Raw genomic sequence first — 24772 nt, forward strand, 5'->3', positions numbered from 1 at the left:
AGCGCGTCTCCCATGTGGCGCCAGCTTAACGCGAGGCGCAAGCTCAGACCGCGCGCCGCGCGGCGTCGCCGGATGCCGGCGCCTTGCGGGCCGCCTCGACGGCCCGGCGCGCCACGTCCTTGAGCCACGGCCGCGTGCGCCAATGCCGAAGCTCGAAGTCCGCCACGGCGCTTTCGCGCGCCAGCGTGTCCTGCACCATGTCGTGTCCGCGCAGGAACATATCGCGATGACGGGGCGAGAGCGTGAACGGCAGCTGCGCGGCGCCATCATCCACGACGCCGGCGCGCACGTCGATGCGCAGTCTTGCCCGCGACGGGTCTTCGGTCCGGCGCAGCAATGCCTGCACATGCCGCTCGTCGAAGGTGACCAGCAAAAGCCCATTGTTCATCGCGTTGAAAAAGAAGATTTCCGCGAAGCTGGAGGCGATGACCGCGCGTATGCCGTACTGCTGCAGCCCCCATACGGCGTGCTCCCGACTGGACCCGCAGCCGAAGTTGGCGCCCGCGACAAGGATGCTGGCTTGCCGCCACGGCGGACGATTCAGCACGAAGCCGGGCCGCTCGGCGCCGGCTTCATCGAAACGCAGGTCATACAGCAGCCCGCGATCCAGTCCCCGCTTGTCGATGCCCCGCAGGAACTGCTTGGGCATGATCTGGTCGGTGTCCAGGTTGGTATAGGGAAGCGGGGCCGCTATTCCTTCGATGATGGCCTTATCCATGGTCGCGCTCCATCGCACGGACGTCGGTGATGCGCCCGGTCAGCGCCGCGGCGGCGGCCATGAGCGGGCTCATCAAATGCGTGCGGCCGCCGCGTCCCTGGCGGCCTTCGAAGTTCCGGTTGGTGGTGGACGCGCAGCGCTCGCCGGCGCCCAGCACGTCGTCGTTCATGGCCAGGCACATCGAGCAGCCGGGCTGCCGCCATTCGAAGCCGGCGGCCGTCAACACCGCGGCGATGCCTTCGCGTTCGGCCTGCTCCCGCACGGCGCCCGAGCCGGGCACCACCATCGCACGCACACCCGGCGCCACGCGCCGCCCGCGCGCCAGGTTCGCGACCGCGCGCAGGTCCTCGATGCGGCCATTGGTGCAGGAGCCGATGAATACGCGGTCCACGCGCAGCCCTGCCAATGGCATGCCCGGCGTCAGTCCCATGTATTCCACCGCCTTTTCCTGCGCGATGCGTGCGAGCTCACAGGCTGCCTCGTCCGCGTGCGGAACGTGCGACGTTACCGGCGCCGCCTGGTCCGGACTGGTACCCCAGGTGACATAGGGCGCGATACTGCCCGCATCGAAGACATGTTCGGCGTCGAAGCGCGCCCCCGGGTCGGTGCGCAGCGACTGCCAGTCGGCCAGCGCCGCGCGCCGTTCCTGCGCGGAAAGAAAACTGGCGCGGGCCGTCACGTAGTCGATGGTGGCGGCGTCCGGGGCCACCAAGGCGGCGCGCGCGCCGGCCTCCACCGCCATGTTGCACAGGGTCATGCGCCCTTCCATCGTCAGCGCGTCCACCGCGGCGCCGCAGAACTCCACCGCATAGCCGCGCGCGCCCTGCGCGCCCAGACGATGCACCACGTACATGACCATGTCCTTGGCGGTCGTACCCAAGGGCAGCGCGCCGTCGATGCGTATCCGCATCGTGCGGGCGACCCGGTAAACCAGCGTCTGACTGGCCAGGATGTGTTCGACTTCCGACGTCCCGACACCGAAGCCCAGGGCGCCCAGCGCGCCGTGCGTGGTCGTGTGGCTGTCGCCGCACAACACCGTCATCCCCGGCAGGATCATGCCTTGTTCGGGCGCGATGACGTGCTCGATGCCCTGCAGCGGGTCCGTGGTGTCGAACAGCGCGATGCCGTTCTCCTCGCAGTTGCGCTTCAGGTTGCGCGCCTGCAGGGACGAGGCGGGATCCGCAATGGTCCGGCGCGGCGCAGGGACCGCATGGGTCGGAATGATGTGGTCGACCACCGCCACCTGTTGCCCGGGACGGCGTGCGCGCAACCCGCGGCTCGCCAGTCCGGCGAACGCCTGGGGGCTGGTGTATTCGTTCATCAGATGCAGGTCGACATAGAGCAGGATGTGCTCGTCGTCCAGCCGCGCCACTTCATGGGCGCGCACCAGTTTGTCGTAGAGCGTCGTTGGGGCCATGACCGGGCTCCATGCAGGTTTGAAGCCGCAGTGTAGGAGCGGGAGGGCGCTTTATGATCAAATCGATTCTGAACCTTTGTTCAATTGAATTTAATAATCGCGCGTGCGCCCGCCGCCCCTCGGGAACACGCGTCGAGCGCAATGGACGCCCTATCCGAACTCGCTTTTTTCTCGTTGCTCGCCCGGCAGGGCAGCCTGACCGCCGCCGCGCGGGAGCTTGGCTTGACCCCGGCCGCCGTCAGCACGCGCCTGGCCAAGCTGGAACAAAGGCTGGGCGTGCGGCTGCTGCACCGTACGACGCGCCGCATCAGCGTCACACAGGAAGGCGAGCTTTACCTGGCCGAAGGGGCACGCATCCTTGCGGATCTCGACGCGCTGGAACGCCAGGTGGCGCGCGGCCGGGCGCAGCCCAGGGGCCTGCTGCGGGTGAACGCCAGCTTCGGATTCGGACGCCGCCATATCGTTCCGGCGGTGGCGGCGTTCGTGCGCCGCTATCCCGACGTCGACGTGCAGATGCGGCTCACGGACCGGCCCCTGCCTTTGCGTGACGAGGGTTTCGACGTGGGGATCCGCTTCGGCGACATTCCGGACGCTCGCCTGACGGCGCGCAAGATCGCCAGCAACCGCCGCTTGCTGTGCGCCGCGCCAACCTACCTGAAGGCGCGCGGAACGCCGCAATCCCCGCGCGACCTTCAGGGGCATGACTGCCTGGTGGTGCGCGAAAACGACAGCGCCTACGGCACGTGGCATTTGCAGTCGGGATCGAAAAGCGACTCCGTGAAAGTGCGCGGGCCGCTCAGTTCCAACGACGGCGAAAGCGTCCTGCAATGGGCCCTTGCAGGGCACGGCATCGCGCTGCGTTCGGAATGGGAAGTTGCCCCGTACCTGCGCGCGCGCCGGCTGGTGGCCCTGCTGCCAGGGTGGGCGCCGCCGCCGGCGGACATTCATGTGCTTTACGCGGAACGCGGCAATGTGCCGGCAAAGGTGTCGGCTTTCGTGGCCTTCCTGCTGGACCGCTTCGCCCCGCAGCGCAAGCGCCCCGGTAAGGACGGGCTGGTCTGGTAGCGGCGTCGGAAAGCGGCGTCCGGAAAGCGGCGCGGCCCGCACGCACCTGGGCAGGCACGCGCGGGCCGCATGGGGAATGCGCCGGACATGGCGTCCGGCGTCATCTGCCGGGCCGAACGATCAGACCGCCTTTTTCAGGGCGGCAGCCTTGTCGGTGGCTTCCCAGGTGAACTCCGGCTCCGAACGGCCGAAGTGGCCGTAGGCCGCCGTCTTGGAGTAGATGGGACGCAGCAGGTCGAGCATGTTGACGATGCCCTTCGGACGCAGGTCGAAGTGCTCGCGCACCAGCTTGGCCAACTGGTCGTCCGGGATCACGCCGGTGCCTTCCGTGTAGACCGTGATGTTGATGGGCTCGGCCACGCCGATGGCGTAGCTGACCTGCACCTGGCACTGGCGCGCCAGGCCGGCGGCCACGATGTTCTTGGCCACGTAGCGTGCGGCATAGGCGGCCGAACGGTCCACCTTGGACGGGTCCTTCCCCGAGAACGCGCCGCCGCCGTGCGGGCAGGCGCCGCCATAGGTATCGACGATGATCTTGCGGCCCGTCAGGCCGCAATCGCCTTGCGGACCGCCGATGACGAAGCGGCCCGTCGGGTTGACCAGGAAGCGCGTCTTCGGCGTGATCAGGCCGGCCGGGAAGGACGGCTTGATGATGTCTTCGATGACCGCTTCGCGGATGGTCTCCTGCGACACTTCGGGCGCATGCTGCGTGGACAGCACCACCGTGTCGACCTCAGTGGGACGGCCATCGACATAGCGGAAGGTGACCTGCGACTTGGCGTCGGGACGCAGCCAGGGCAGGCGGCCGTCCTTGCGCAATTCGCTCTGGCGCTGCACCAGGCGGTGCGAATACCAGATGGGCGCGGGCATCAGGTCGGGCGTTTCGTCGCAGGCGTAGCCGAACATCAGGCCCTGGTCGCCGGCCCCCTGGTTCAGGTAGTCGTCGGAGCTGCGATCCACGCCCTGTGCGATATCGGGCGATTGCTTGTCGTAGGCCACCAGCACCGCGCAGCCCTTGTAGTCGATGCCGTAGTCGGTGTTGTCGTAACCGATGCGGCGGATCGTGTCGCGCGCAACCTGGATGTAATCCACATTGGCCGTCGTGGTGATTTCGCCGGCGAGCACGACCAGGCCGGTATTGCACAGCGTTTCCGCGGCGACGCGGGCGTTGGGATCCTGGGTGAAGATGGCGTCCAGAACGGCATCGGAGATCTGGTCGGCGACCTTGTCCGGATGGCCTTCCGAGACGGATTCGGAGGTGAAAAGGAAATCGTTGTGTGCCACGGCTTTGCTTTCCTTGCATGGCTGCCGGGGCAAGGCTGCGCCCGGCGGCCGGATTGACGAAAGGTGCGTTGCACCTGAGATCGCAATCGGCAAGGACTTTGACCACGGCGCGACGCTTTAGCGGATTTTGCGCGGGCGCCCATGGCGCGAACCATCGGCAAACCGGCGCGTCGCCCCGCAAGTTGTCGGTTAACTCGGCGACCCTTGGCATTTTAAGCGAAAATGGCGGCTTTATCCCTGCCCCACCGCATGTTGCTCGTCGCCCTGTTCCGCCTGTTGGCCCGCCTGCCGCTATCCGTGCTGCATGGCATGGGGCGCTTTTTCGGCATCCTGGCCTATACCTGGCCGGGCAAGTATCGCGATCGCCTGCGCGCGAATGCCGCGCAGGCGGGCTACCCCGGCGACCGTTTCGCGCGCGAAGCCGCCGCGCAGGCCGGGGCGATGATTTTCGAAATGCCCAAGGTCTGGTTCCAGCCCGACCACTGTCTGGCCCGCGTGGTTTCCAACGACGACGATGTGGTGGCCGCCGCGCGCGCCGAAAACCGCGGCATCGTCTTCATGACCCCGCATCTCGGCTGTTTCGAGATCACGGCCCGCCACCAGGCGCGCCAGATGCCGCTCACCGTCATGTTCCGCCCGCCCCGCAAGGCCGCCATCGCGCCCCTGCTGGACGAAGCCCGCAACACATCCAATCTGCGCGCGGTGCCCGCCACCATGCAGGGCGTGCGCGAATTCGTGCGGGCGCTGCGCCGGGGCGAAGGCATCGGCATGCTGCCCGACCAGGCGCCGGCGCGCGGCGAAGGCGTGTGGGCGCCCTTTTTCGGCCGCATGGCCTATACCGTCACCCTGCCGGGCAAACTGGCCGCGCCCGGCGACGTCCCCGTCATCCTGGCCGCCGGCGAACGCCTGCCGCGCGGGCAGGGATGGCGCGTTCACTACGTACGCGTACCCGGCCCCCTGCCGGAAAGCGCGGAAGCGCAGGCCGCCCTGTTCAATGCCGCCATGGAAACCCTGATCCGCCGCTTTCCCGAGCAATACCTGTGGAGCTACAACCGCTACAAGACGCCGCGCGGCGCGCCTCCAGCGCCGGACGCGCCAGTGGCGGAGGGCCACGCCGGGGCTAGCGCCGCCGATGCTTCCATGGACGACGCCCGATGAGCCGCCTGAAGCATCGCGCGCTGGTCGCCCTGTTTTCCTGGTTTGGCCGCATGCGCCCGGCGACGCGGCTGCGCGCCGGCGCCATCCTGACCTGGTTCACGCTCGTCTTCGCGCGGCGGCGGAAACACATCGTTCGCGTCAACCTGCGCCTGTGCTTTCCAAACGAAAGCGAAGCCACCCGGGCGCGCTGGCTGCGCGAGCATTTCCGCGCCTTGTGCCAATCGGTGGTCGATCGCGGCGTGCTTTGGTATGGGACGCCCGAAGCCATCAAGGAAATGGTCACCGTGTCCGGCCATGAGGAATTCCTGCGGCTGGGGCGGGAAAAGCAGCCGCTGATCCTGCTGGCCCCGCACTTCATCGGCCTGGACGTCGCCGCCACGCGCCTGACGATGGAATCGCCCACGGGCGCCACCATGTACACGCCCCAACGCGACCCCGACGTCGATGCCATCGTGCGGGCCGGCCGGACTCGCTTCAACGAGGTCCACCTCGTCAGCCGCAAGGAGGGCATCCGCGGGCTGATCCGCCATTTGCGGGAAGCCCGCCCGGTTTACTACCTGCCCGACATGGATTTCGGGCGCGACGGCGCCGTATTCGTACCCTTCTTCGGCGTGCCGGCGGCCACCATCCCGGCCACGGCGCAGATCGCCCGCAAATGGAACACGCCGGTTTTCCCGGTCATCGAGTTCTGGGACCCGGACACCGGCCGCTATCACGTGGAAGTCCTGCCCGCGCTCAAGGACTTCCCCGGCGAGGACTCCCTGGAAGCGGCCACCGCCCGACTGAACCGGGAACTGGAGCAATGGGTGCGCCGCTGCCCCAGCCAATACTATTGGGTGCACCGCCGGTTCAAGACGCGTCCGAACGGCGAAAAAAAGTATTACTAGCCCACCCCCGAAGCGCTGCGCGCGTCCCCACTCTGGTGGCGCCGCTTGCTTCTCGTTTGTGTAAGGGAGCATGCAGCCGCGGGACGGGTTGCGTCGGCGCACCGAGCGGGGGCTACGGGATTCGGCGATAATGGCGCGATGACCTGGAACTTCACCAAAATGCACGGCGCCGGCAACGACTTCGTCGTCCTTGACGGCGTGCGCCAATCCATCGACATGACGCCGGAACGCGCCCGGGCGTTGGCCGATCGTCATTTCGGCATCGGCGCCGATCAGATCCTGCTGGTCGAGCCGGCCACCGTGCACGAGGCGGATTTCCGCTACCGCATCTTCAATGCCGACGGCAGCGAGGTTGAACACTGCGGCAACGGCGCGCGCTGCTTCGTGCGCTTCGTCCATGAAACGGGTCTGTCCGACCGCAATCCGCTGCGGGCGCAGATCGCCACCGGCATCCTCGTGCTCGATGAAGGCGACGACGAACAAGTCACCGTCGATATGGGCGTCACGCGTTTCGATCCGGCGGCCCTGCCCTTCGACGCCGATGGATTGACGAAGCGCCAGGAAGGCGAAGACACGCTTTATGTGTTGCCCCTGGCCGACGGCCCCGACGGGCGCGCCAGCGTGGAGATTTCGGCGGTGGCCATCTCCAATCCGCACGCCGTGCTGCGCGTCGATGACGTCGACACCGCGCCGGTCGGCCTGCTTGGTCCCGTGATCGAATCGCATCCGAGGTTTCCTCGCCGCGTGAACGCAGGCTTCATGCAGGTCGTCGATCGCCACCATATCCGCCTGCGCGTCTATGAACGCGGCGCCGGTGAAACGCTGGCCTGCGGCACCGGCGCCTGCGCCGCCGTGGCGGCGGGCATCCGCCGCGGCTTGCTCGATACGCCCGTCCAGGTGCAGGCGCGCGGCGGCGTGCTCACCGTCGGCTGGGACGGCAAGGCGCTGCGCATGACAGGCCCCGCGACCTCCGTCTATACCGGCCAGGTGGACGTCGACCAGTTGGTGTTCTCCATGGCATTGAACCGATAAGCGCACCGTTCCCATTTCCCATGACCGATACCGTTCTGAGCCCGCAGCAGGTCGCCGATTTTCTTCGTGACAATCCCGACTTTTTCGCTACCCATGCCGATGTCTTCGCCACGATGCGCGTGCCCCATCCCCATGGCAGCGGCACGATCTCGCTGGGCGAACGGCAGATCCTGACGCTGCGCGAACGCAATCGCGAACAGGAATGGCGGCTGAACGAGCTGATCCACAATGCCAACGTCAACGAAGGCATCAGCAACCGCCTCATGCAATGGTGCGCGCGCCTGCTGGGCGAAACCGAAATCGAACGCATCCCCGGCGAGATCGCGCTGGGACTGGCGCGCGAGTTCGACCTGAACGAAGTCGGCCTGCGCCTGTGGCGTCTGCCGAACCTGCCCGAAGGCGGCTATGGGGAACCGGTGTCGGAAGACGTACGCACCTTCGCCGATAGCCTCAAATCCCCCTACTGCGGCCGGGACACCGAATTCGAAGCGGCCAGCTGGCTCAGCGCCAAGCCCCGTTCACTGGCCTTGATCCCGCTGCGCCCGGGTGCCGAGGCGCCCACCGTGGGCCTGCTGGTGCTGGGATCGAACGACCCCGACCGCTTCGCGCCGGACATGTCGACCACCTTCCTGGATACGGTCGGCAAGCTCGCTTCGGCGGCCCTGCGGCGGATGGCCTGAGGGACACCATCGTGCCGCCGCTGCCGGAACCCATGCAGCAATGGCTGGCGCACCTGGCGGCGCACCGGCGCTATTCGCCGCACACGCTGGACGGCTACGCGCGCGACCTGCGGCATCTTGCGGAGCTGGCCGGCGACATGCCGCTGGAGCGGCTCGCCAACGGCCATATCCGCCAGTTCGTCGCGCGCCTGCACGCGCGCGAGCTGGGCCCGCGCAGCCTGGCGCGGGCGCTGGCGGCCTGGCGCGGTTTCTACCAATGGTGGGCGCCTCGCGCCGGCCTGCCGGGCAATCCCGTCGCGGGCGTACGCGCGCCGAAGGCGCCGCGCCCCCTGCCCAAGGCGCTTTCGGTCGAACAAAGCGCCGCCCTGCTGGACCGGCCCGGCGCCGGCCAAAGCCACGATCCCATCGCGCTGCGCGATCAGGCGATGGTCGAACTGCTGTACTCCAGCGGTTTGCGTCTGTCCGAACTGACCGGCCTGGACTGGCGCTACGCGCACGGGCCGGACCACACCTCCGCCAGCTGGCTCAACCTGGACGAACGCGAAGTGACCGTCCTGGGCAAGGGTGGCAAACGGCGCACCGTGCCCGTCGGCACGGCAGCGATCAAGGCGCTGCGCGATTGGCTGGCCGTTCGCGCCACCTTGCTCGCGCCCGGCGCGGCAGCGGACGACGAGGCCGCGCTGTTCCTGGGCGCGCGCGGCAGGCGGATTTCGCCGCGCGTGGTCCAGACCCAGGTTGCGCGCGTCGCGCGCGCCGCGGGACTTCCGGTGCACGTGCATCCCCACGTGCTGCGTCACAGCTTCGCCAGCCACGTGCTGCAGTCCGCCCAGGATCTGCGGGCCGTGCAGGAGATGCTGGGACACGCCAATATTTCGACGACGCAGGTGTACACGCGCCTGGACTTCCAGCATCTGGCCAAGGTCTACGACCAGGCCCATCCCCGCGCGGGGCGGAAGACCTGAACCGGCCTGCGCACCGTCATCGATTTCGCGATACCACTCAATAACAGGAGACACGCCCATGAGCAGCACCCCCGCCACCGACACGGACTTTCTGCCCCAGGACGCCGCGCGCGCCACGCTGGTGGGCCGGGTGTGGCGCCCGGCGCCCGTCGATGGTCCCAGCGTCGTCGCGATCCGCGACGGGCAGGTTTTCGACATCACCGCCACTGTCCCGACCATGGCCGACCTGCTCGACCATCCCGATCCCGTTGGCGTCGCGCGTTCGGCGCCCGGCGAAGCGCTCGGCCCGGTGCAGGCGCTGCTGCAAACGAGCCTGGCGCAAGGAAGCGGCGCACAACCGGCAACGCCGGCGATGACGCTGCTCGCGCCCTGCGACGTGCAGGCCATCAAAGCCTGCGGCGTCACCTTCGCGGTCAGCCTGTTGGAGCGGCTGATCGAGGAACGCACCGGCGGCGATGCCGGCGCCGCGCAGGCGATGCGCGCCACTTTGCAGGAAACGCTGGGCACCGATCTGCGCCGCATCAAGCCGGGATCCGAAGGCGCATTGCGCCTGAAGGAAACGCTGATCCAGCGCGGCGCGTGGTCGCAGTACATGGAAGTCGGCATCGGCACGGACGCCGAAGTGTTCTCGAAATCGCAGCCGATGTCGGCAGTGGGTTTCGGCGCGCAGGTCGGGCTGCTTCCCGCATCGGAATGGAACAACCCCGAGCCCGAAATCGTGCTGGCGGTCAACAGCCGCGGCGAAACCGTCGGTGCGACGCTCGGCAATGACGTGAACCTGCGCGACATCGAAGGCCGCAGCGCGCTGCTGCTCGGCAAGGCCAAGGACAACAACGGCTCCTGCGCCATCGGTCCTTTCATCCGCCTGTTCGACGACCATTACGGCATGGATGCGGTGCGCGACGACAGCGTATCGCTGCTGATCGAAGGCGGCGACGGCTTCGTGCTGAACGGCATCAGCCACATGCGCGAAATCAGCCGCGATCCGCTCGAACTGGTGGCCCAGACCTACGGCGCCCATCATCAATATCCGGACGGTTTCATGCTGTTCCTGGGCACCATGTTCTCGCCGATCCAGGATCGCGGCACCCCGGGCAGCGGATTCACGCACCGTGCGGGAGACCGCGTCACCATCGGTTCGCCGGCGCTGGGCAAACTCATCAACACCGTGCAGAAATGCACCGAGATCCCGCCCTGGACCTTCGGCGTGCGCAAGCTGTACGCGAATCTGGCGCGCCGCGGGCTGCTGCGCCACGAACAGTAGCCGAAGGGCTTCAGGGATTCAGCGCGGCCATGAAGGCGCGCAGATTCCATTCGAACATGCCCAGGTAGGTGGACGCGGGCGAACCGGGACGGGCTAAGGCATCGGAATACAAGGTGCCGCCCAGTTTGGCGCCCGTCTCGTGCGCGATGCGCTCGCTCAGACGCGGGTTGGTCACGTTCTCCAGGAAAACGGCCGGCACCTTTTCCCGCTTCACCTGATCGACGATGCGCGCGACGGCGGCGGCCGAGGGTTCGGCATCCGTCGATACGCCCATGGTGGAAATGAACGTGACGCCATAGGCCTGGCCGAAATAGCCGAACGCGTCGTGCGAGGTCACCACGCGCCGGCGCTCAGGCGGAAGACTGGCGAACGCCTGACGGATGCGGCGATCCAGGTCCAGGATGCGGCTGACATAGGCGTCGGTGCGCTCGCGATAGCGCTCCGCATGCGCAGGATCCGCCTGGGCAAGCGCCGCGCCGATATTGCGCGCGTACCGCGCGCCGTTGGCCAGATCCTGCCAGGCATGGGGATCCAGATCGCCCTCGTGCTTGTGACCGGCATGGCCGTGCGCGTGATCGGCATGGCCCTGCGTGTCATCGGCATGGCCGTCATGATCACCGGAATCATGTGCGCCGGCATCGCCGTGTCCACCCTCTTCGTCGAAATGCCGCGCCTTCACGCCATTCGACGCCACCACCGTCACGCCCTTGAAGCCGGCCGTTTTCACCAAACGGTCCATCCAGGTTTCAAAGTTCAAGCCATTGACCACCAGCATCTGCGCCGCGCTGAGCGTGCGCACATCGCTCGGGGTCGGCTCGTACTCATGTGCGTCCCCATCCGGCCCGACCAGCATATCGACCTGGACCGCATCCCCGCCGATCTCCCGCACCATATCGCCCAGAATCGAAAAGCTGGCGACAACGCGCAACGGCGCGCCCGATACCGCCCCGGACGAAGCCGCACCCGCCGCCGCCGATGCAGCGCCCGCAGCCGCCGCCCCCGCCGGTTCCGCAGCCCGAACCGGCGCCGCCCAAAGCCCCGGCAACATCGCCCCGGCCCACACCGCCCCTACGCCACCAACTATCCGTGCCACCGCCCGACGCCGCGCCAATCCCTTCGCCATGAAAACCTCCACCTGCCTAAATACGCCAATCCGCCACTAGCCATCGCCACCCGGCCCCCCACACACCACCGACGTCTGCAGACCCAACCCGCCCGCAGCCATATCTCAAAAGAAGCTCGGCCCATCGGGGCGCCACGGATCCGGCTCCGCCGGTCCGTCAGGCGCGCCCCCTGGAGGGGGAAGCGCGCCAGCGCTTCGGGGGTGGTCTCTACCTCCTCGCAATTCCGCCTTGCGGCCCAAATGCCACCGAGGCCAGGTACACCACACCCGCGCTCAAAATGATGGCCGGCGAAGCTGGCACGTTGTAGTGATACGAGACCAACAGCCCCGCCAGGGACGCTGCCGCGCCGATCAGGGCCGCCAGCGGAATCTGGCCCGCGGCGGTCCTGACCCAGAAGCGCGCCGCGGCGGCGGGAAGCATCATGATGCCGACCACCATCAAGGTTCCAAGCACCTGGAAACCCGACACCAGGTTGAAGACCACCAGCATCAGGAAGGCCATGTGGACCCAGGAGCCGCCGCCTCCCGCCGCACGCAGGAATCCGGGGTCCAGGCATTCCGCGACGAGAAGGCGATACAAGGCGGCCAGCGAGAACAGCGTGATCGTCGCGCACACGGTCACCAGCAGCAGCGCATCATCGTCCAGACCCAGCACGGTTCCGAACAGCACATGCAGCAGATCCATATTGGAGCCGCGCAGCGACACCAGCAGCACGCCAAGCCCCAGCGAGATCAGGTAGAACGCTGCGAAGCTGGCGTCCTCGCGCAGCGGCGTCAGCCGCGAAACCACGCCGGCCAGCAGCGCCACCGCCAGCCCGGTCACGATGCCGCCAAGCAGCATCGCCGTCAGCGACAGGCCGGAGAGCAGGAAACCGGCGGCAACGCCGGGCAGGATGGCGTGCGACATGGCGTCGCCCATCAGGCTCATCCGCCGCAGCACCAGGAACACGCCCAGCGGCGCGGCGCCGAACGACAAGGCGCAGGCGCCCGCCAGCGCGCGCCGCATAAAGCCGTAATCCACGAAAGGCGACACGGCCCACTCGACCAGGCTCACGGTTGCGCCCTCCGTCCGCGATAAAAGGTCCGACGGGCCCTCATGCCAGCTCCCTATCGCGCAGCGCGCGCGCCGTGCGCAGGTTGGCGTCGGTCAACGCCTGCGCCGTGTCGCCCCATGCGACAACGCGGCCCGACAGCAGCAGCGTGCGAGGGAAATGCGCCCGCACCAAATCCATATCGTGCAGCACCGCAATGATGGTGCGTCCTTCCGCATGGCAGGCAGACAGCAGGCGCATCAGGTCTTCCACGGTATGGGCGTCCACGGCGGCGAAGGGTTCGTCCAGCACCAGCACGCCGGCATCCTGGAGCAGCAGGCGCGCGAAGAGCGCGCGCTGCAGTTGCCCTCCGGACAGGGTCCCCACGATGCGGTCGCCGGCGCCAGCCATGCCAACGGCGGCCAGCGCCTGCTGGACCCGCTCGCGTTCGGCCTCACCGTAACGTCGCCACGCGCCGACGCGGCGCCACGCCCCCATGGCCACGAGTTCGTGGACCGTGATAGGGAAACCGCGGTCCAGATCCGCGGCCTGAGGCAGCCAGGCCAGATCGCGGCGCCCGTCCCCGCCCAGCGCGACGCGCCCGGACAGCGGCCGCAAGACGCCCATGATGCCTTTGATCAACGTGGACTTGCCCGCCCCATTGGGACCCACGATGGCCGTCATGGAGCCGGGCTCGAACACGCCGCTGACCTCGCTGACCGCCGCGCGGCCGCGCCAGCCGAAGGACGCCTGCTCCAGCCGGATCGCCGCGGGGGAGCGCACGCCGCTTACAACCATCCCATCGCCCATGCCGTCAAAGTCCAGAGCGCGGCGCTTACCAGGGCCGCCGCGGCCATGCGCTCGGCGGCCGACGCCATCATCCATGAGCCCCGGCCGACGCGGCGGCGCGCCGCGGGACCGTCCTTCGGCAGCGCCCGTGCTGACGGGGACGCGGCAGGCGCGGCGGGCCGTTCTGAAACGGCGGATTTGGCTTGGAGCGGATCGGAAGTCATGGGAATGCGGAACTCTATGCCGGCAGGCGCGGGCGACGGAGGCATGGGAGTGCCGGAGCCGCGTGCCGGATCTCGTATTGTTATATCATAACAAAACTGGCGCACCGCGCCGCGGCCCCGGGCCGTCGGGTATCCTTTCTCTTCCCTGTACCGCCGCCCGTCGCGCATGCGCCGTTCGCGCCCTGCCTTGCCGGCCAACAATATGTCGACTTCCCCACGACCGCCCCGGACCGATAGCGTCGGCGCCCAATTGGACGTCGCCGAAGCCTTGTGCGCGAAACGCGGCCGGCGCCTGACACCCATCCGCCGCAAGGTGCTGGAACTGCTGTTGCGCCATGGGCGCAGCCTGAAAGCCTACGAATTGCTGGATGCAATGCGGGACGTCCACCCCGGTGCGGCGCCGCCCACCGTATACCGTGCGCTGGATTTCCTGATGGACGAGGGCCTGATCCATCGCCTGGATGCGGTCAATGCCTGGACCGCCTGTCACGATGCGGGCGGGGCGCCGCACGACCTGCTGGTCGTGTGCACGGAATGCGGCGCGGTGGCGGAAGTGAGCGATCCCGCGATGAGCCGGCAGTTGGCGGAACGCGTGGCGCGCACCGGCTTCGCGCTGAACGCGCACGAGACCGAGATCCGGGCGTTGTGCCCGGCGTGCCAGCGCAAGCGCCCCGCCGGCGAACAGAGCCACCATCATGGCGGGCACGGACACGCGCATCACGATGGCCACGACGACGCCAGCGACGATGGCGCCACGGATGCCGCCCCGGGCAGGCAATCCAGCGGCGCCCATTGAGACCGGCGCCCCTGCGCAATCCCGGGATCGCGAACGCCTTTTTCGTGGCAAGGTCTTCGCGCGGCGGGCCGCCCGTGACCGGAATCTTGGGCGATCCTTGGGCGGCCGTACCAAAACGTCACGACAGCAACCCGAACGGCCGCCCGCGCATCGAAGCGTAAGCATCGAATACGCGCGTGACAAGGCGGTCATCCTTTTGTCCTGCGAAGGAATGAGGGGCGGCAGGGAAATTCGCCGATCTCCCTATTGAAATCGGTGTATATGCCCCCATTTGGCGGCAATCCTCCTTTTAAACCAGGGTAGGTACGGGGTTTGCCCGGCGTCGCCGACTGTGCTGTAATCCTGCGTCCGGGCGGGAACGCGGCCCTGTAAATGGCCCCGAAAAACCCCTTGCCTACCCGCGCTTCGCGCAACGCTTCAACCGCTTGGGGCGCTTTGCCGTGGCATTGAATCGGCAGTCATTATGAATACCTCGCGCAGTCTGGACGAAATGGTCCCCGTCACGATCCTCACCGGCTTTCTCGGTGCGGGCAAGACCACACTGCTCAAACGCATCCTCACCGAGTATCACGGCCGCCGCGTCGCGGTGATCGAAAACGAGTTCGGACCCGAAAGCATCGACAACGACCTGCTGGTGCAGGACAGCGAAGAAGAAATCGTCGAACTCAGCAACGGCTGCGTTTGCTGCACCGTCCGCGGCGACCTGATGCGCACACTGGGCGAACTGAAGGCAAAGCGCCAAGCGGGCGCGCTGAATTTCGAACGCGTCATCCTGGAAACGACGGGCATGGCCAACCCCGGCCCGGTCTGCCAGACCTTCTTCATGGACGACGACATCGCCGAATACTACCGGCTCGATGCAGTCGTCACCGTCGTCGATGCCAAGCACGGCATGGAGACCCTGGACGCCCAGGAAGAATCGCAGAAGCAGATCGGCTTCGCCGACCGCATCCTGATTTCCAAGCGCGACCTCGTCAACGAAGCCGACTACGAGGCGCTGCGCGCCCGCATCGTGCGCATCAACCCGCGCGCGCCGATCACCCCTGTGCATTTCGGCGAAGTGGATCTGAAGTCCATCATCGACATCAGCGGCTTCAACCTGAACGCCATCCTGGACATCGATCCCGAATTCCTGGCCGACGAACATCCCGACGCGCGCCACGATCACGATCATGGCCACGACCATGATCACGACCACGATCACGAAGGCGAATGCGGTCCGAATTGCGGCCACGCGCACCATCACCATCACGCGCACCACAGCGACGAGATCGGCGCTTTCGTGTTCCGGTCCAACAAGCCTTTCGATCCGGCGCGCCTGGAAGAATTTCTGGGCGGCGTGGTCCAGGTCTACGGGCCCGACCTGCTGCGGTACAAAGGCATTCTTTACATGAAGGGCGTGAACCGGCGCATGCTTTTTCAGGGCGTTCACATGATGATGGGCGCCGAGCCGGGGAAACCCTGGGCCGCTAATGAAAAACCGGCCACCAAGATGGTCTTCATCGGCCGCAAACTGCCCCAGGAAATATTCACCCGGGGACTGGAGCAGTGCCTGGCTGGCGCGTCCTGATCGCCGAACGCGATTTGCCAGGTCCGATTCATAGTTTGGAGTACTTTCATGGCTACCAAGGCAGCAACGAAAAAATCAAGCAAGTCGACAAACGAGACGCCGGTTGATCTGCCCAGCGAGGAAGAAATGCTGGCCATGCCCGAATCCGACTACATGAACGAACGCCAGCTGGCGTTTTTCAGGGAGCGGTTGAAAAAGCTGGAGCAGGACATCCTGAACAACGCCGGCGAAACCACCGAACACCTGCGCGAAACGCAGTTCGTTCCCGATCCGGCGGACCGCGCCACGATCGAGGAAGAACACGCGCTGGAGTTGCGCACGCGCGACCGCGAGCGCAAGCTGCTGAAGAAGGTGCAGCAATCCATCGCGCGCATCGACAGCGGCGAATACGGCTGGTGCGAGGAAACGGGCGAGCCCATCGGCATCCCCCGCCTGCTGGCACGGCCCACCGCCACCCTGTCCCTGGAAGCCCAGGAACGGCGCGAGATGCGGCAGAAGCTCTACGGCGATTGAAACGGGCCTGATGCGATCCCAGGGCCGCCCACCGGGCGGCCCTTTTTTGTTTTCGCGGGCGGCGCGCCGCGCCGATTCTTGAATCCGGCGTCCCACGCCCCCATATGCTGATTTCGTACCCCGGCGCGGGGCGCCCGGCGCCCAGCCGCCCGTGCTGGCAATCAGGAAAGGAATCATGGATCAATATCACGGCACTACCATCGTCAGCGTGCGCCGCGGCAACCGCGTGGCCCTGGGCGGCGACGGCCAGGTCACCCTGGGCAACATCGTCATCAAGGGCACGGCCCGCAAAATCCGGCGGCTGTACCACGACAGGATCCTGGCGGGTTTCGCCGGCGCCACCGCCGACGCCTTTACCCTGCAGGAGCGCTTCGAGGCCAAGCTGGAAAAGCACCAGGGCAATCTGATGCGTGCGGCCGTGGAACTGACGCGGGACTGGCGCACCGACCGCGTGCTGCGCCGCCTGGAAGCCATGCTGATCGTTGCCGACCAGGACCATACCCTGGTGCTGACCGGAAATGGCGACGTGCTCGAACCCGAACACGGGCTCGCCGCGATCGGATCCGGCGGCGCCTATGCGCAATCGGCGGCGCGCGCGCTGCTCGACAACACGGATCTGTCGCCGGAAGAAATCGTCAAGAAGTCGCTGGAAATCGCCGGCGAACTTTGCATCTACACCAACCAGAACCACCTCATCGAGACGCTGGGCGACTGAGGCGCCGCGCGGCCAGGCCTGCATCGGCCCCTCCCGCCCCCAAGCCCCTTCCCGTCCAGCATCCGTTCCGCACGAGGTCCCCAGCATGTCCGCATCCAGCATGACCCCCGGAGAAATCGTCTCCGAACTCGACAAATACATCGTTGGCCAGCAGCGCGCCAAGCGTTCCGTGGCCGTGGCGCTGCGCAACCGTTGGCGCCGGCAGCAGGTGCCCGAACCGCTGCGCAATGAAATCCACCCGAAGAACATTCTGATGATCGGCCCCACCGGCGTGGGCAAGACCGAAATCGCGCGCCGGCTCGCCAAACTGGCCAACGCGCCCTTCATCAAGATCGAGGCCACCAAGTTCACGGAAGTGGGTTACGTGGGCCGCGACGTCGACACCATCATCCGCGACCTGACGGAATACTCGATCAAGCAAACACGCGAGCTGGAAATGCGCCGCGTGCGCTCGCAGGCCGAGGACGCCGCCGAAGACCGCATCCTGGACGCCCTGGTGCCGCCGCCCCGCTCGGTCACCGGCGAGCCCGACCGCAACGAGGAAAGCAGCGCCCGCCAGACCTTCCGCAAGCGCCTGCGCGAGGGCAAGATCGACGACCTGGAAATCGAGGTCGAAGTCGCCCAGCCGGTCCCGCAAATGGACATCATGGGGCCGCCCGGCATGGAGGAAATGACGGAGCAGCTGCGCAACATGTTCGCCGGCCTGAGCCGCGACAAAAAGAAAACGCGCAAGCTGAAGGTGAAGGAAGCGTTCAAGCTCCTGGTCGAAGAAGAAGCTGCCAAGCGCGTCAATGAGGACGACCTGCGCACCGCCGCCATCGCGAATGTCGAGCAGAACGGCATCGTCTTCCTGGACGAAATCGACAAGATCGCCGCGCGCCAGGAAACGGGCGGCGCGGAAGTATCGCGCCAGGGCGTGCAGCGCGACCTGTTGCCGCTGGTGGAAGGCACAACGGTGAACACCCGCTACGGCATGGTGCGCACCGACCATATCCTGTTCATCGCTTCGGGCGCATTCCATCTGGCCAAGCCCTCGGACCTGATTCCCGAACTGCAGGGCCGCTTCCCCATCCGCGTGGAGCTGGATTCGCTGACCGCGGCGGATTTCGTGCGCATTCTGTCGGACACCGATGCGTCGCTCATCAAGCAATACACGGCGCTGCTGGCCACGGAAAACGTGCATCTGGAATTCACGGACGACGGCATCCAGCGGCTGGCCGAGCTGGCCTTCAACGTCAACGAGAAAACCGAGAACATCGGCGCGCGCCGGCTGTACACGGTGATGGAAAAGCTGCTGGAAGACCTGTCCTTCGATGCGACGGCGAATTCAGGCGACGTGGTGCGCATCGATGCCGCCTACGTCGATGCCAAGCTGGCGGAAACGGCGGCCAGCCAGGACCTGGCGCGCTACGTGCTGTAAACGAAGCGGCAAAGCGCCCACCGGGCGCTGGGCCGCTTGCCCTTGCGGGCGCCGCGTTGCCAAACTAGCATAGCGGCGCCCTCAATCACGGAAGACGACCTTGTCCGCCCCCATCTCCCATACCGTCCGCCTCGCCACGCCTGAAGACGTGCCGGGCATCCTGGCGTTGATGCGCGAACTCGCCGAATACGAAAAACTGACCGGCATCTTCGCAGCAACGGAAGACAGCCTGCGCGCATCCCTTTTCGGCCGCACACCGGCCGCCGAATGTCTGGTCGCCGAGCGCACGGACGCCGCCGATGGGGCTGCCGCCGAACTGCTGGCGTATGCCGTGTGGTTCCACAACTATTCGACCTTTCTGTCCCGCCGCGGGCTGTATCTGGAAGACGTCTACGTGCGCGCCGACATGCGGGGCCAGGGCATCGGCCGCGCCTTGCTGCGCCGGCTGGCCGCCATCGCGGTGGAACGCGGCTGCGGCCGCTTCGAGTGGACGGTGCTGGACTGGAATCAGACCGCCATCGATTTCTATGAAGGCCTCGGGGCGCAGGTGCTGCCGGAATGGCGCATCGTGCGCGTCACCGGCGACGCGCTGGAAAAAATGGCACGGCAGGTGGAAGCGCCGGCCGCCAGGGCGGACGTCGATGGCTAACCGGCTTTCGGTCATCGCCACGCGCACCGGGGACGACGGTACGACCGGGCTGGGCGACGGCAGCCGCGTCCCCAAGGACAGCGCCCGCGTCGCGGCCCTGGGCGATGTCGACGAATTGAACAGCGCCCTGGGCGTCGTGCTTACCGAAGCGGGATTGGACGCCGAAGTCGCCACGGACCTGTGCACGACGCAGCACGAGCTCTTCGACCTTGGCGCGGAGCTGTGCGTTCCAGGCTATGCCAGATTGGGCGACCACCATGTCGCCCGCCTGGACGCACGGCTTGCTCATTACAACGCGGGCCTGCCTGCCCTGCGGGAATTCATCCTGCCCGGCGGTTCGCGCCCGGCCGCGCTGCTGCACCAGGCGCGCACGATATGCCGCCGCGCCGAGCGGTCGGTGGTGGCGCTGCAGCGCAGCGAGGCGGTCAACCCGCCGGTCCTGCAGTACCTGAACCGGCTGTCGGATCTCCTGTTCGTCATGGCTCGCGTGGCCAATCGCGCGATGGACGCCGCGGACGTTTACTGGCGCAATCCCAAGACGGGCGGCGAAGACTAACGCCACACAACGCGACGCGCGGCGCTGATGTGCGGCCCTTTACCGGCAAGGCGGTTGCCCGCCACCGCCTTCAAAGGATTTCGGGTCCGGAACTTGCTCTAGCGGAACGACGCCATATCGGCGCATCTTTCCAAGGAGATTTCGATGACCGTACGCCTCATTACCCGTGGAATGCTCGCCGCCGGCATGCTGGCCTTCTGCGCCGGCGCGTGGGCCCAGCCGGCCCCCACCACGACCGCCCCCAGACAGGACGGCGCCCAGCGCAGCACGCTGTCGGGCGACGACAAGGACTTCCTGGAGAACGCCGCGCAGGGCGGCCTGGCGGAAGTCGAAGGCAGCAAGCTGGCGCAGAGCAAAAGCACCAACGCCGACATCAAGCAATTCGCGCAGCAGATGATCGACGATCACACCAAGGCCAATGAAGAGCTGACCGCGCTGGCCAAGCAAAAGGGCTACGACGCGCCGACCCAGCCCTCCATCATGCAGCGCACCGAACTGAAGGCCCTGAGCGCGGTCAGCGGCACCACCTTCGACAAGATGTACGCCAGCCGCATCGGCGTGTCCGCGCACGAGGACACCGTCAAGCTGTTCCAGAAGGCCAGCACGGACGCCAAGGATCCGGACATCAAGGCCTTTGCCTCGAAGACGCTGCCCACGCTGCAACATCACCTGGAAATGGCCAAGGCCCTGCAGCAGAAGGTCGGGCAGGAAGACGACGCGAAGAAGAACGGCGGCAAGCAGTAAACGCCGCGGGCCCATCGGCGCGCCCATCGCGGCGCGCTGTGCCGAGCCGGCCGCGCAATGCGGCCGTTTTTTCTGGGCGGCGCCGGCATGAGGCGCGCGGGCATGGGCACGCGCATTGCGGCGCCGGGCGCCATTGCGCGTGCCGACGCGCGCCAGGGAACATGCCGATCCGCAGGAGACTCCCATGAACGTCGTGCTCAACGTCAACGGTCACGCGCGCCGGCTGGATGTCGACCCGCGCACCACCCTGCTGGACGCCTTGCGCGAGCGGCTGGGCCTGACCGGGTCGAAAAAAGGCTGCGATCAGGGCCAATGCGGCGCGTGCACGGTGCTGGTCGGCGGCGAGCGCGTACTGTCGTGCATGACGCTGGCCGGCACGGTCGAGGGCGAAATCACCACCATCGAAGGCCTGGCCAATCCGGACGGCACGCTGGCGCCGATGCAGCGCGCCTTCATCGAGCGGGACGCTTTTCAATGCGGCTACTGCACGCCCGGCCAGATACTCAGCGCCATCGCGTGCGTGACCGAGGGCCACGCGGGCACCGAAGCCGAGATCCGCGAGTACATGAGCGGCAATCTGTGCCGTTGCGCCGCCTATCCCAATATCGTGCGCGCCATCATCGACGCGCGCGAGGCGACCGCCGGCGACGCGCCGCACACGGGAGAAGAATGATGCGGCCTTTCATTCTGGAAAGCGCCGCGACCGCGCACGAGGCGCTGCGCATGGCGCAACGGGCGCAGCTCCCGCATGGCCGCCGCGAGCCGGACGCCGGCGCGCCGCATCCCTACGCGGCGCCGCCGCCGGCGCAGCCGCATTCGCCCACCTCGCACCTGGACCACGATCATGACCGCCCCATGCAGTTCCTGGCGGGCGGCACGACGCTGCTGGACTTGATGAAGCTGGACGTGATACGGCCTGCGCATCTGATCAATATCAACGCGCTGCGCCATGAGTTCGGCGCCATCGAAGCCGATGCGGACGAACTGCGCCTGGGCGCGCTGGTGCGCATGTCGGCCGCGGCAGACCACCCCGCGATACGGCGCGACTATCCCGTCATCGCCGACAGCCTGCGCCAGGCGGCCAGCCCGCAGTTGCGCAATATGGCGACGCTGGCCGGCAACGTGCTGCAGCGCACGCGCTGCCCATACTATCGCGACACCAGCTGGAAAGCCTGCAACCGTCGTGAGCCCGGGTCCGGGTGCGCCGCTCGCGATGGCGTGAACCGGCGTCTGGCCGTGCTGGGCACCAGCGAATATTGCATCGCGCACTATCCCGGCGACTTCGCCAACGCGCTTGTTGCGCTGGAAGCCCAGGTGTCCATTCTGGATGCGCGCGGGGCGCCGTACACCATGCCGCTGGAAGATTTGCACCGCTTGCCCGGCAGCAGTCCGCACATCGAAACCAATCTGCCGGACGGCCATCTGATCACCGGTTTCACCGTACCCGCGCAACCCTGGACGCGCCGTTCGCTGTACCTGAAGATACGCGACCGCGCGTCGTACGACTTTGCGCTGGCCGCCGCCGCGGTGGCGCTGGACCTGGGACCGGACCGGATGGTGCGCACGGCCCGCATCGCCCTGGGCGGCGTGGCCACGCGCCCGTGGCGCTCGCACGAGGCCGAACAGGCGTTGCAAGGATGGGTGCTGGACGAGACCGCCGCGCGCCGGGCTGCGGAGGCGGCCTTTCGGGACGTATCCGCGCAGGGCCAGGCGAGCTTCAAGCCCGAACTCGGGCGCCGCACGCTGGTGAGGGCGCTGCTCGAAGCCGCGGCCTTGCCGGTATCGGGTGACGAGGACGCGACGCCATGACGCAGCACAGCCCCGCATCCCCCGAAAGCGCACATGGCGGCGTCCTGGGCTCCGTTCCGGATAAGGACGCCGAGGTCAGGATACCGGCCGGCGCCCGCATCGGCGAACCGCACCCGCGTGTGGACGGCTATGCGAAAGTCACCGGCCAGGCCCGCTATCCGGCCGACGAACCGGTGTCCAACGCCGCCTATGCCTTCCTGCTGACCAGCGATATCGCTCGCGGACGCATCGTGCGCATGCATCTGCAGAGCGCGCTGGCAATGGAGGGTGTGCTCGACATCCTGACCCACGAGAACGCGGGACACGAAGCGCGTCCGCCCACGCCGCAAAGCGGCGGCGGATCCACCACCACGCTGGAAAGCGACCGGGTGTGGCACGACGGCCAGATCATCGGCGTGATCGTGGCCGAAACATACGAGATCGCGCGCGACGCGGCCCATCGCGTGCGTGTCGATTACGAAGAAGAGCCGCCGTCGGCCACCTTCGACACGCCCGGCAGCGAATCGGTACGGCGCGAGCCCGGCGAGCATCGCGACTACGAAGTCGGCGATGCCGATGGCGCGTTCGCGGGCGCCGAAGTCAAACTCGATGCGTGGTACGAGACCCCGACGCAGCACCACAATCCCATCGAACTTTTCACGACCACCTGCGCCTGGGACCACGATGCGCTGACCATCTGGGAACCCAGCCAGTTCGTGCAGGGCCTGCGCCACAACGTGGCCCATCAGCTCGGCATGTCGCCGGAGCGGGTGCGGGTCATTTCGCGCTACGTCGGCGGCGCCTTCGGCTCCAAGGGCAGCGCGACGGCCCGCAGCGCCTGGATCGCGGTGGCCGCGCGCCGGGTCGGGCGGCCGGTCAAGCTGGTGCCCACGCGCGGCCAGGGCTACACCATCGCCACCTATCGCGCCGAAACACGCCACCATGTGCGACTGGGCGCCAGCCGCAACGGCGCCTTGACCGCGCTTTGCCACGAAGGATGGGAAGTGACCAGCCGGCCCAGCGACTACAACGTGTCCGGCACCGAAACCACGGCGCGCGTCTACGCCTGCCCGAACATCCTCACACGGGTCAACGTCGTGCACGCGGACCGCAACACGCCTGGCTTCATGCGCGCGCCGCCCGACACCCCGTACATGTTCGCGCTGGAGTGCGCGATGGACGAGCTGGCCCTGGCGCTGGGCATGGACCCCATCGAACTGCGCCGCGTCAACGATACCCCGCGCGACCCCGCGAACGGCTTGCCCTATTCCAGCCGCAGCCTGATGCAGTGCTTCGACGAAGGCGCCCGCGAATTCGGCTGGCAAGCCCGCAATCCGCGACCCCGGTCGCATCGCGACGGCGACTGGCTGGTGGGCTGGGGGTGCGCCACGGCGGCGTATCCATCAAATATCGCCGCTACGGCGGCGCGCGTCACACTGGCGCCGGACAGGGCGCGGGCGCAGCTGGCCGCGCACGACATCGGCACCGGTGCGTACACGGTGGTGGCGCAGACCGTGGCGCAGGCCTTCGGGCTGCCGCTGGAGCGCGTGCAGGTGGAAATGGGCGACAGCAGCCTGCCGCCCGCCTCGCTGGCCGCGGGATCCAGCCATACGGCGACCATCGTGCACGCGGTGGCCAAAGCCTGCGATCGCGCGCTGGGCCAGCTGCGGGGCGCCGCCGTGGCCGCGGGCGGCCCGCTGGCCGGCCACGATCCTCATGCCTTGCGCATCGAAAACGGCTGCCTGATCGGCCTGGACGGGACGCGCACGTCCTTCGCCGACGCGCTGGCCCACGCCGGCATGGGCGCCATCGAAGCATATGCGGAAAACGTCCCGGACGGCCTGCCGAAGGCCGCCATGCAGACGCTGTATCAGGGCAAGCCGCCCATCCTGCGCGGACACAGCCGCGAGGATGTCACCGCCTATGCCTTCGGCGCGCAGTTCGCAGAAGTGCGCGTACACCGCCTGACCGGAGAAATCCGGGCGCCGCGGCTGCTTGGGGCCTTTGCGGCCGGCACCATCGTCAATCCGCTGACGGCGCACAGCCAGTACATGGGCGGGATGATTTGGGGTTTGGGGTGCGCCCTGCTCGAAAAGACCGAGATCGACATCCGTCACGCCAGGTATGTGAACGACAACATCTCCGAATACCTGGTGGCGGCGAACGCGGACGTCACGGACGTGCGCGTCCTGCTGGTTCCGGAGCACGACACGGCGGTCAACCCGATGGGGATCAAGGGCATCGGCGAGATCGGCATCGTCGGCATGAACGCCGCCATCGCAAACGCGGTGCACCATGCAACTGGCCGGCGCATCCGGCGGCTGCCGATACGGCTGGAAGATATGTTGTAGCGAAGCGGGCGGCACGCCGGCAGGGGCGCCGCCCCG

The 24772-nt window shown here is 67.4% G+C and carries 24 protein-coding genes; 18 read left to right on the plus strand and 6 right to left on the minus strand.

The window, feature by feature from the left end; all coding sequences use genetic code 11:
- Window positions 1-43 precede the first annotated feature (43 nt).
- Entirely contained in the window at window positions 44-718 is a 675-nt protein-coding gene (leuD, locus tag CAL13_RS19945; protein ID WP_086073329.1) for a 3-isopropylmalate dehydratase small subunit, read from the minus strand.
- Window positions 711-2135 carry a 3-isopropylmalate dehydratase large subunit gene (gene leuC / locus CAL13_RS19950; RefSeq protein WP_086073330.1) on the minus strand — a complete coding sequence of 475 codons (1425 nt, stop codon included), beginning with the start codon at window positions 2133-2135 and terminating at the stop codon, window positions 711-713. Before leuC ends, leuD begins: the two co-directional genes overlap by 8 nt.
- Window positions 2136-2276: 141 nt before the next feature.
- Between leuC and CAL13_RS19955 the strand changes: the two genes are divergently transcribed.
- Window positions 2277-3200, plus strand: coding sequence for a LysR family transcriptional regulator (locus tag CAL13_RS19955; protein ID WP_086058941.1), 924 nt, complete (start codon window positions 2277-2279; stop codon window positions 3198-3200).
- 120 nt (window positions 3201-3320) lie between these two features.
- Here the strand turns inward: CAL13_RS19955 and metK are convergent, their stop codons facing one another.
- Window positions 3321-4484 (minus strand): methionine adenosyltransferase, encoded by a 1164-nt coding sequence (gene metK / locus CAL13_RS19960; RefSeq protein WP_086059629.1) that lies wholly within the window; start codon window positions 4482-4484, stop codon window positions 3321-3323.
- A gap of 252 nt (window positions 4485-4736) precedes the next feature.
- On the opposite strand from metK, the gene CAL13_RS19965 reads away from it, so the two are divergent.
- The 6 genes from CAL13_RS19965 (at window position 4737) to CAL13_RS19990 (ending at window position 10467) form a co-directional block, all read left to right on the plus strand.
- Window positions 4737-5642, plus strand: coding sequence for a lysophospholipid acyltransferase family protein (locus CAL13_RS19965; RefSeq protein WP_086073750.1), 906 nt, complete (start codon window positions 4737-4739; stop codon window positions 5640-5642).
- A complete protein-coding gene (locus CAL13_RS19970) occupies window positions 5639-6529 on the plus strand; it encodes a lysophospholipid acyltransferase family protein (protein ID WP_086073331.1) in 891 nt (296 codons plus the stop codon). Before CAL13_RS19965 ends, CAL13_RS19970 begins: the two co-directional genes overlap by 4 nt.
- Window positions 6530-6667: 138 nt before the next feature.
- Window positions 6668-7561 (plus strand): diaminopimelate epimerase, encoded by an 894-nt coding sequence (gene dapF / locus CAL13_RS19975; protein ID WP_086073332.1) that lies wholly within the window; start codon window positions 6668-6670, stop codon window positions 7559-7561.
- A 20-nt stretch (window positions 7562-7581) separates the two neighbouring features.
- A complete protein-coding gene (locus CAL13_RS19980) occupies window positions 7582-8241 on the plus strand; it encodes a DUF484 family protein (RefSeq protein ID WP_086058944.1) in 660 nt (219 codons plus the stop codon).
- A 32-nt stretch (window positions 8242-8273) separates the two neighbouring features.
- A complete protein-coding gene (gene xerC / locus CAL13_RS19985) occupies window positions 8274-9203 on the plus strand; it encodes a tyrosine recombinase XerC (protein WP_086073333.1) in 930 nt (309 codons plus the stop codon).
- A gap of 58 nt (window positions 9204-9261) precedes the next feature.
- Entirely contained in the window at window positions 9262-10467 is a 1206-nt protein-coding gene (locus CAL13_RS19990) for a fumarylacetoacetate hydrolase family protein (protein ID WP_086073334.1), read from the plus strand.
- Between the two features lie 10 nt (window positions 10468-10477).
- Here the strand turns inward: CAL13_RS19990 and CAL13_RS19995 are convergent, their stop codons facing one another.
- The 3 genes from CAL13_RS19995 to CAL13_RS20005 all read right to left on the minus strand — a co-directional run bounded on the left by CAL13_RS19995 (window position 10478) and on the right by CAL13_RS20005 (window position 13431).
- Entirely contained in the window at window positions 10478-11515 is a 1038-nt protein-coding gene (locus CAL13_RS19995; protein ID WP_086073335.1) for a metal ABC transporter substrate-binding protein, read from the minus strand.
- Window positions 11516-11798: 283 nt separating this feature from the next.
- On the minus strand, window positions 11799-12644 hold the full coding sequence (locus tag CAL13_RS20000; protein WP_086073336.1) for a metal ABC transporter permease: 846 nt from the start codon (window positions 12642-12644) through the stop codon (window positions 11799-11801).
- 40 nt (window positions 12645-12684) lie between these two features.
- Entirely contained in the window at window positions 12685-13431 is a 747-nt protein-coding gene (locus CAL13_RS20005; protein ID WP_232462453.1) for a metal ABC transporter ATP-binding protein, read from the minus strand.
- 405 nt (window positions 13432-13836) lie between these two features.
- On the opposite strand from CAL13_RS20005, the gene CAL13_RS20015 reads away from it, so the two are divergent.
- From CAL13_RS20015 to CAL13_RS20065, 11 genes are all read left to right on the plus strand, one after another.
- Window positions 13837-14430, plus strand: coding sequence for a Fur family transcriptional regulator (locus CAL13_RS20015; protein ID WP_232467709.1), 594 nt, complete (start codon window positions 13837-13839; stop codon window positions 14428-14430).
- A 463-nt stretch (window positions 14431-14893) separates the two neighbouring features.
- Window positions 14894-16000: a CobW family GTP-binding protein gene (locus CAL13_RS20020; RefSeq protein WP_086058951.1), complete on the plus strand. Its 1107-nt coding sequence runs from the start codon at window positions 14894-14896 to the stop codon at window positions 15998-16000.
- Between the two features lie 48 nt (window positions 16001-16048).
- Complete coding sequence (dksA, locus tag CAL13_RS20025; protein ID WP_086058952.1) at window positions 16049-16513, plus strand: RNA polymerase-binding protein DksA; 465 nt, start codon at window positions 16049-16051, stop codon at window positions 16511-16513.
- A 175-nt stretch (window positions 16514-16688) separates the two neighbouring features.
- Window positions 16689-17228, plus strand: a complete 540-nt coding sequence (gene hslV, locus CAL13_RS20030) for an ATP-dependent protease subunit HslV (protein ID WP_086058953.1) — start codon at window positions 16689-16691, stop codon at window positions 17226-17228.
- An 85-nt stretch (window positions 17229-17313) separates the two neighbouring features.
- A complete protein-coding gene (hslU, locus tag CAL13_RS20035) occupies window positions 17314-18648 on the plus strand; it encodes an ATP-dependent protease ATPase subunit HslU (protein WP_086073338.1) in 1335 nt (444 codons plus the stop codon).
- A 112-nt stretch (window positions 18649-18760) separates the two neighbouring features.
- The gene (locus tag CAL13_RS20040) at window positions 18761-19297 is read left to right on the plus strand and encodes a GNAT family N-acetyltransferase (protein WP_232467853.1); all 537 of its coding nucleotides are present in this window, start codon (window positions 18761-18763) and stop codon (window positions 19295-19297) included.
- A complete protein-coding gene (locus tag CAL13_RS20045) occupies window positions 19290-19853 on the plus strand; it encodes a cob(I)yrinic acid a,c-diamide adenosyltransferase (protein ID WP_086073339.1) in 564 nt (187 codons plus the stop codon). The genes CAL13_RS20040 and CAL13_RS20045 overlap by 8 nt, the downstream gene beginning before the upstream one ends.
- 144 nt (window positions 19854-19997) lie before the next feature.
- Window positions 19998-20597: a DUF4142 domain-containing protein gene (locus tag CAL13_RS20050; protein ID WP_232467710.1), complete on the plus strand. Its 600-nt coding sequence runs from the start codon at window positions 19998-20000 to the stop codon at window positions 20595-20597.
- A 184-nt stretch (window positions 20598-20781) separates the two neighbouring features.
- Window positions 20782-21270 carry a (2Fe-2S)-binding protein gene (locus tag CAL13_RS20055; protein ID WP_086073340.1) on the plus strand — a complete coding sequence of 163 codons (489 nt, stop codon included), beginning with the start codon at window positions 20782-20784 and terminating at the stop codon, window positions 21268-21270.
- On the plus strand, window positions 21267-22406 hold the full coding sequence (locus tag CAL13_RS20060) for an FAD binding domain-containing protein (RefSeq protein ID WP_232467711.1): 1140 nt from the start codon (window positions 21267-21269) through the stop codon (window positions 22404-22406). The genes CAL13_RS20055 and CAL13_RS20060 overlap by 4 nt, the downstream gene beginning before the upstream one ends.
- Window positions 22403-24736 carry a xanthine dehydrogenase family protein molybdopterin-binding subunit gene (locus CAL13_RS20065; RefSeq protein WP_086073341.1) on the plus strand — a complete coding sequence of 778 codons (2334 nt, stop codon included), beginning with the start codon at window positions 22403-22405 and terminating at the stop codon, window positions 24734-24736. Before CAL13_RS20060 ends, CAL13_RS20065 begins: the two co-directional genes overlap by 4 nt.
- The last annotated feature ends 36 nt before the right edge of the window (window positions 24737-24772 follow it).

Source organism: Bordetella genomosp. 9 (assembly GCF_002119725.1).
Taxonomy (GTDB): Bacteria; Pseudomonadota; Gammaproteobacteria; order Burkholderiales; family Burkholderiaceae_B; genus Bordetella_C.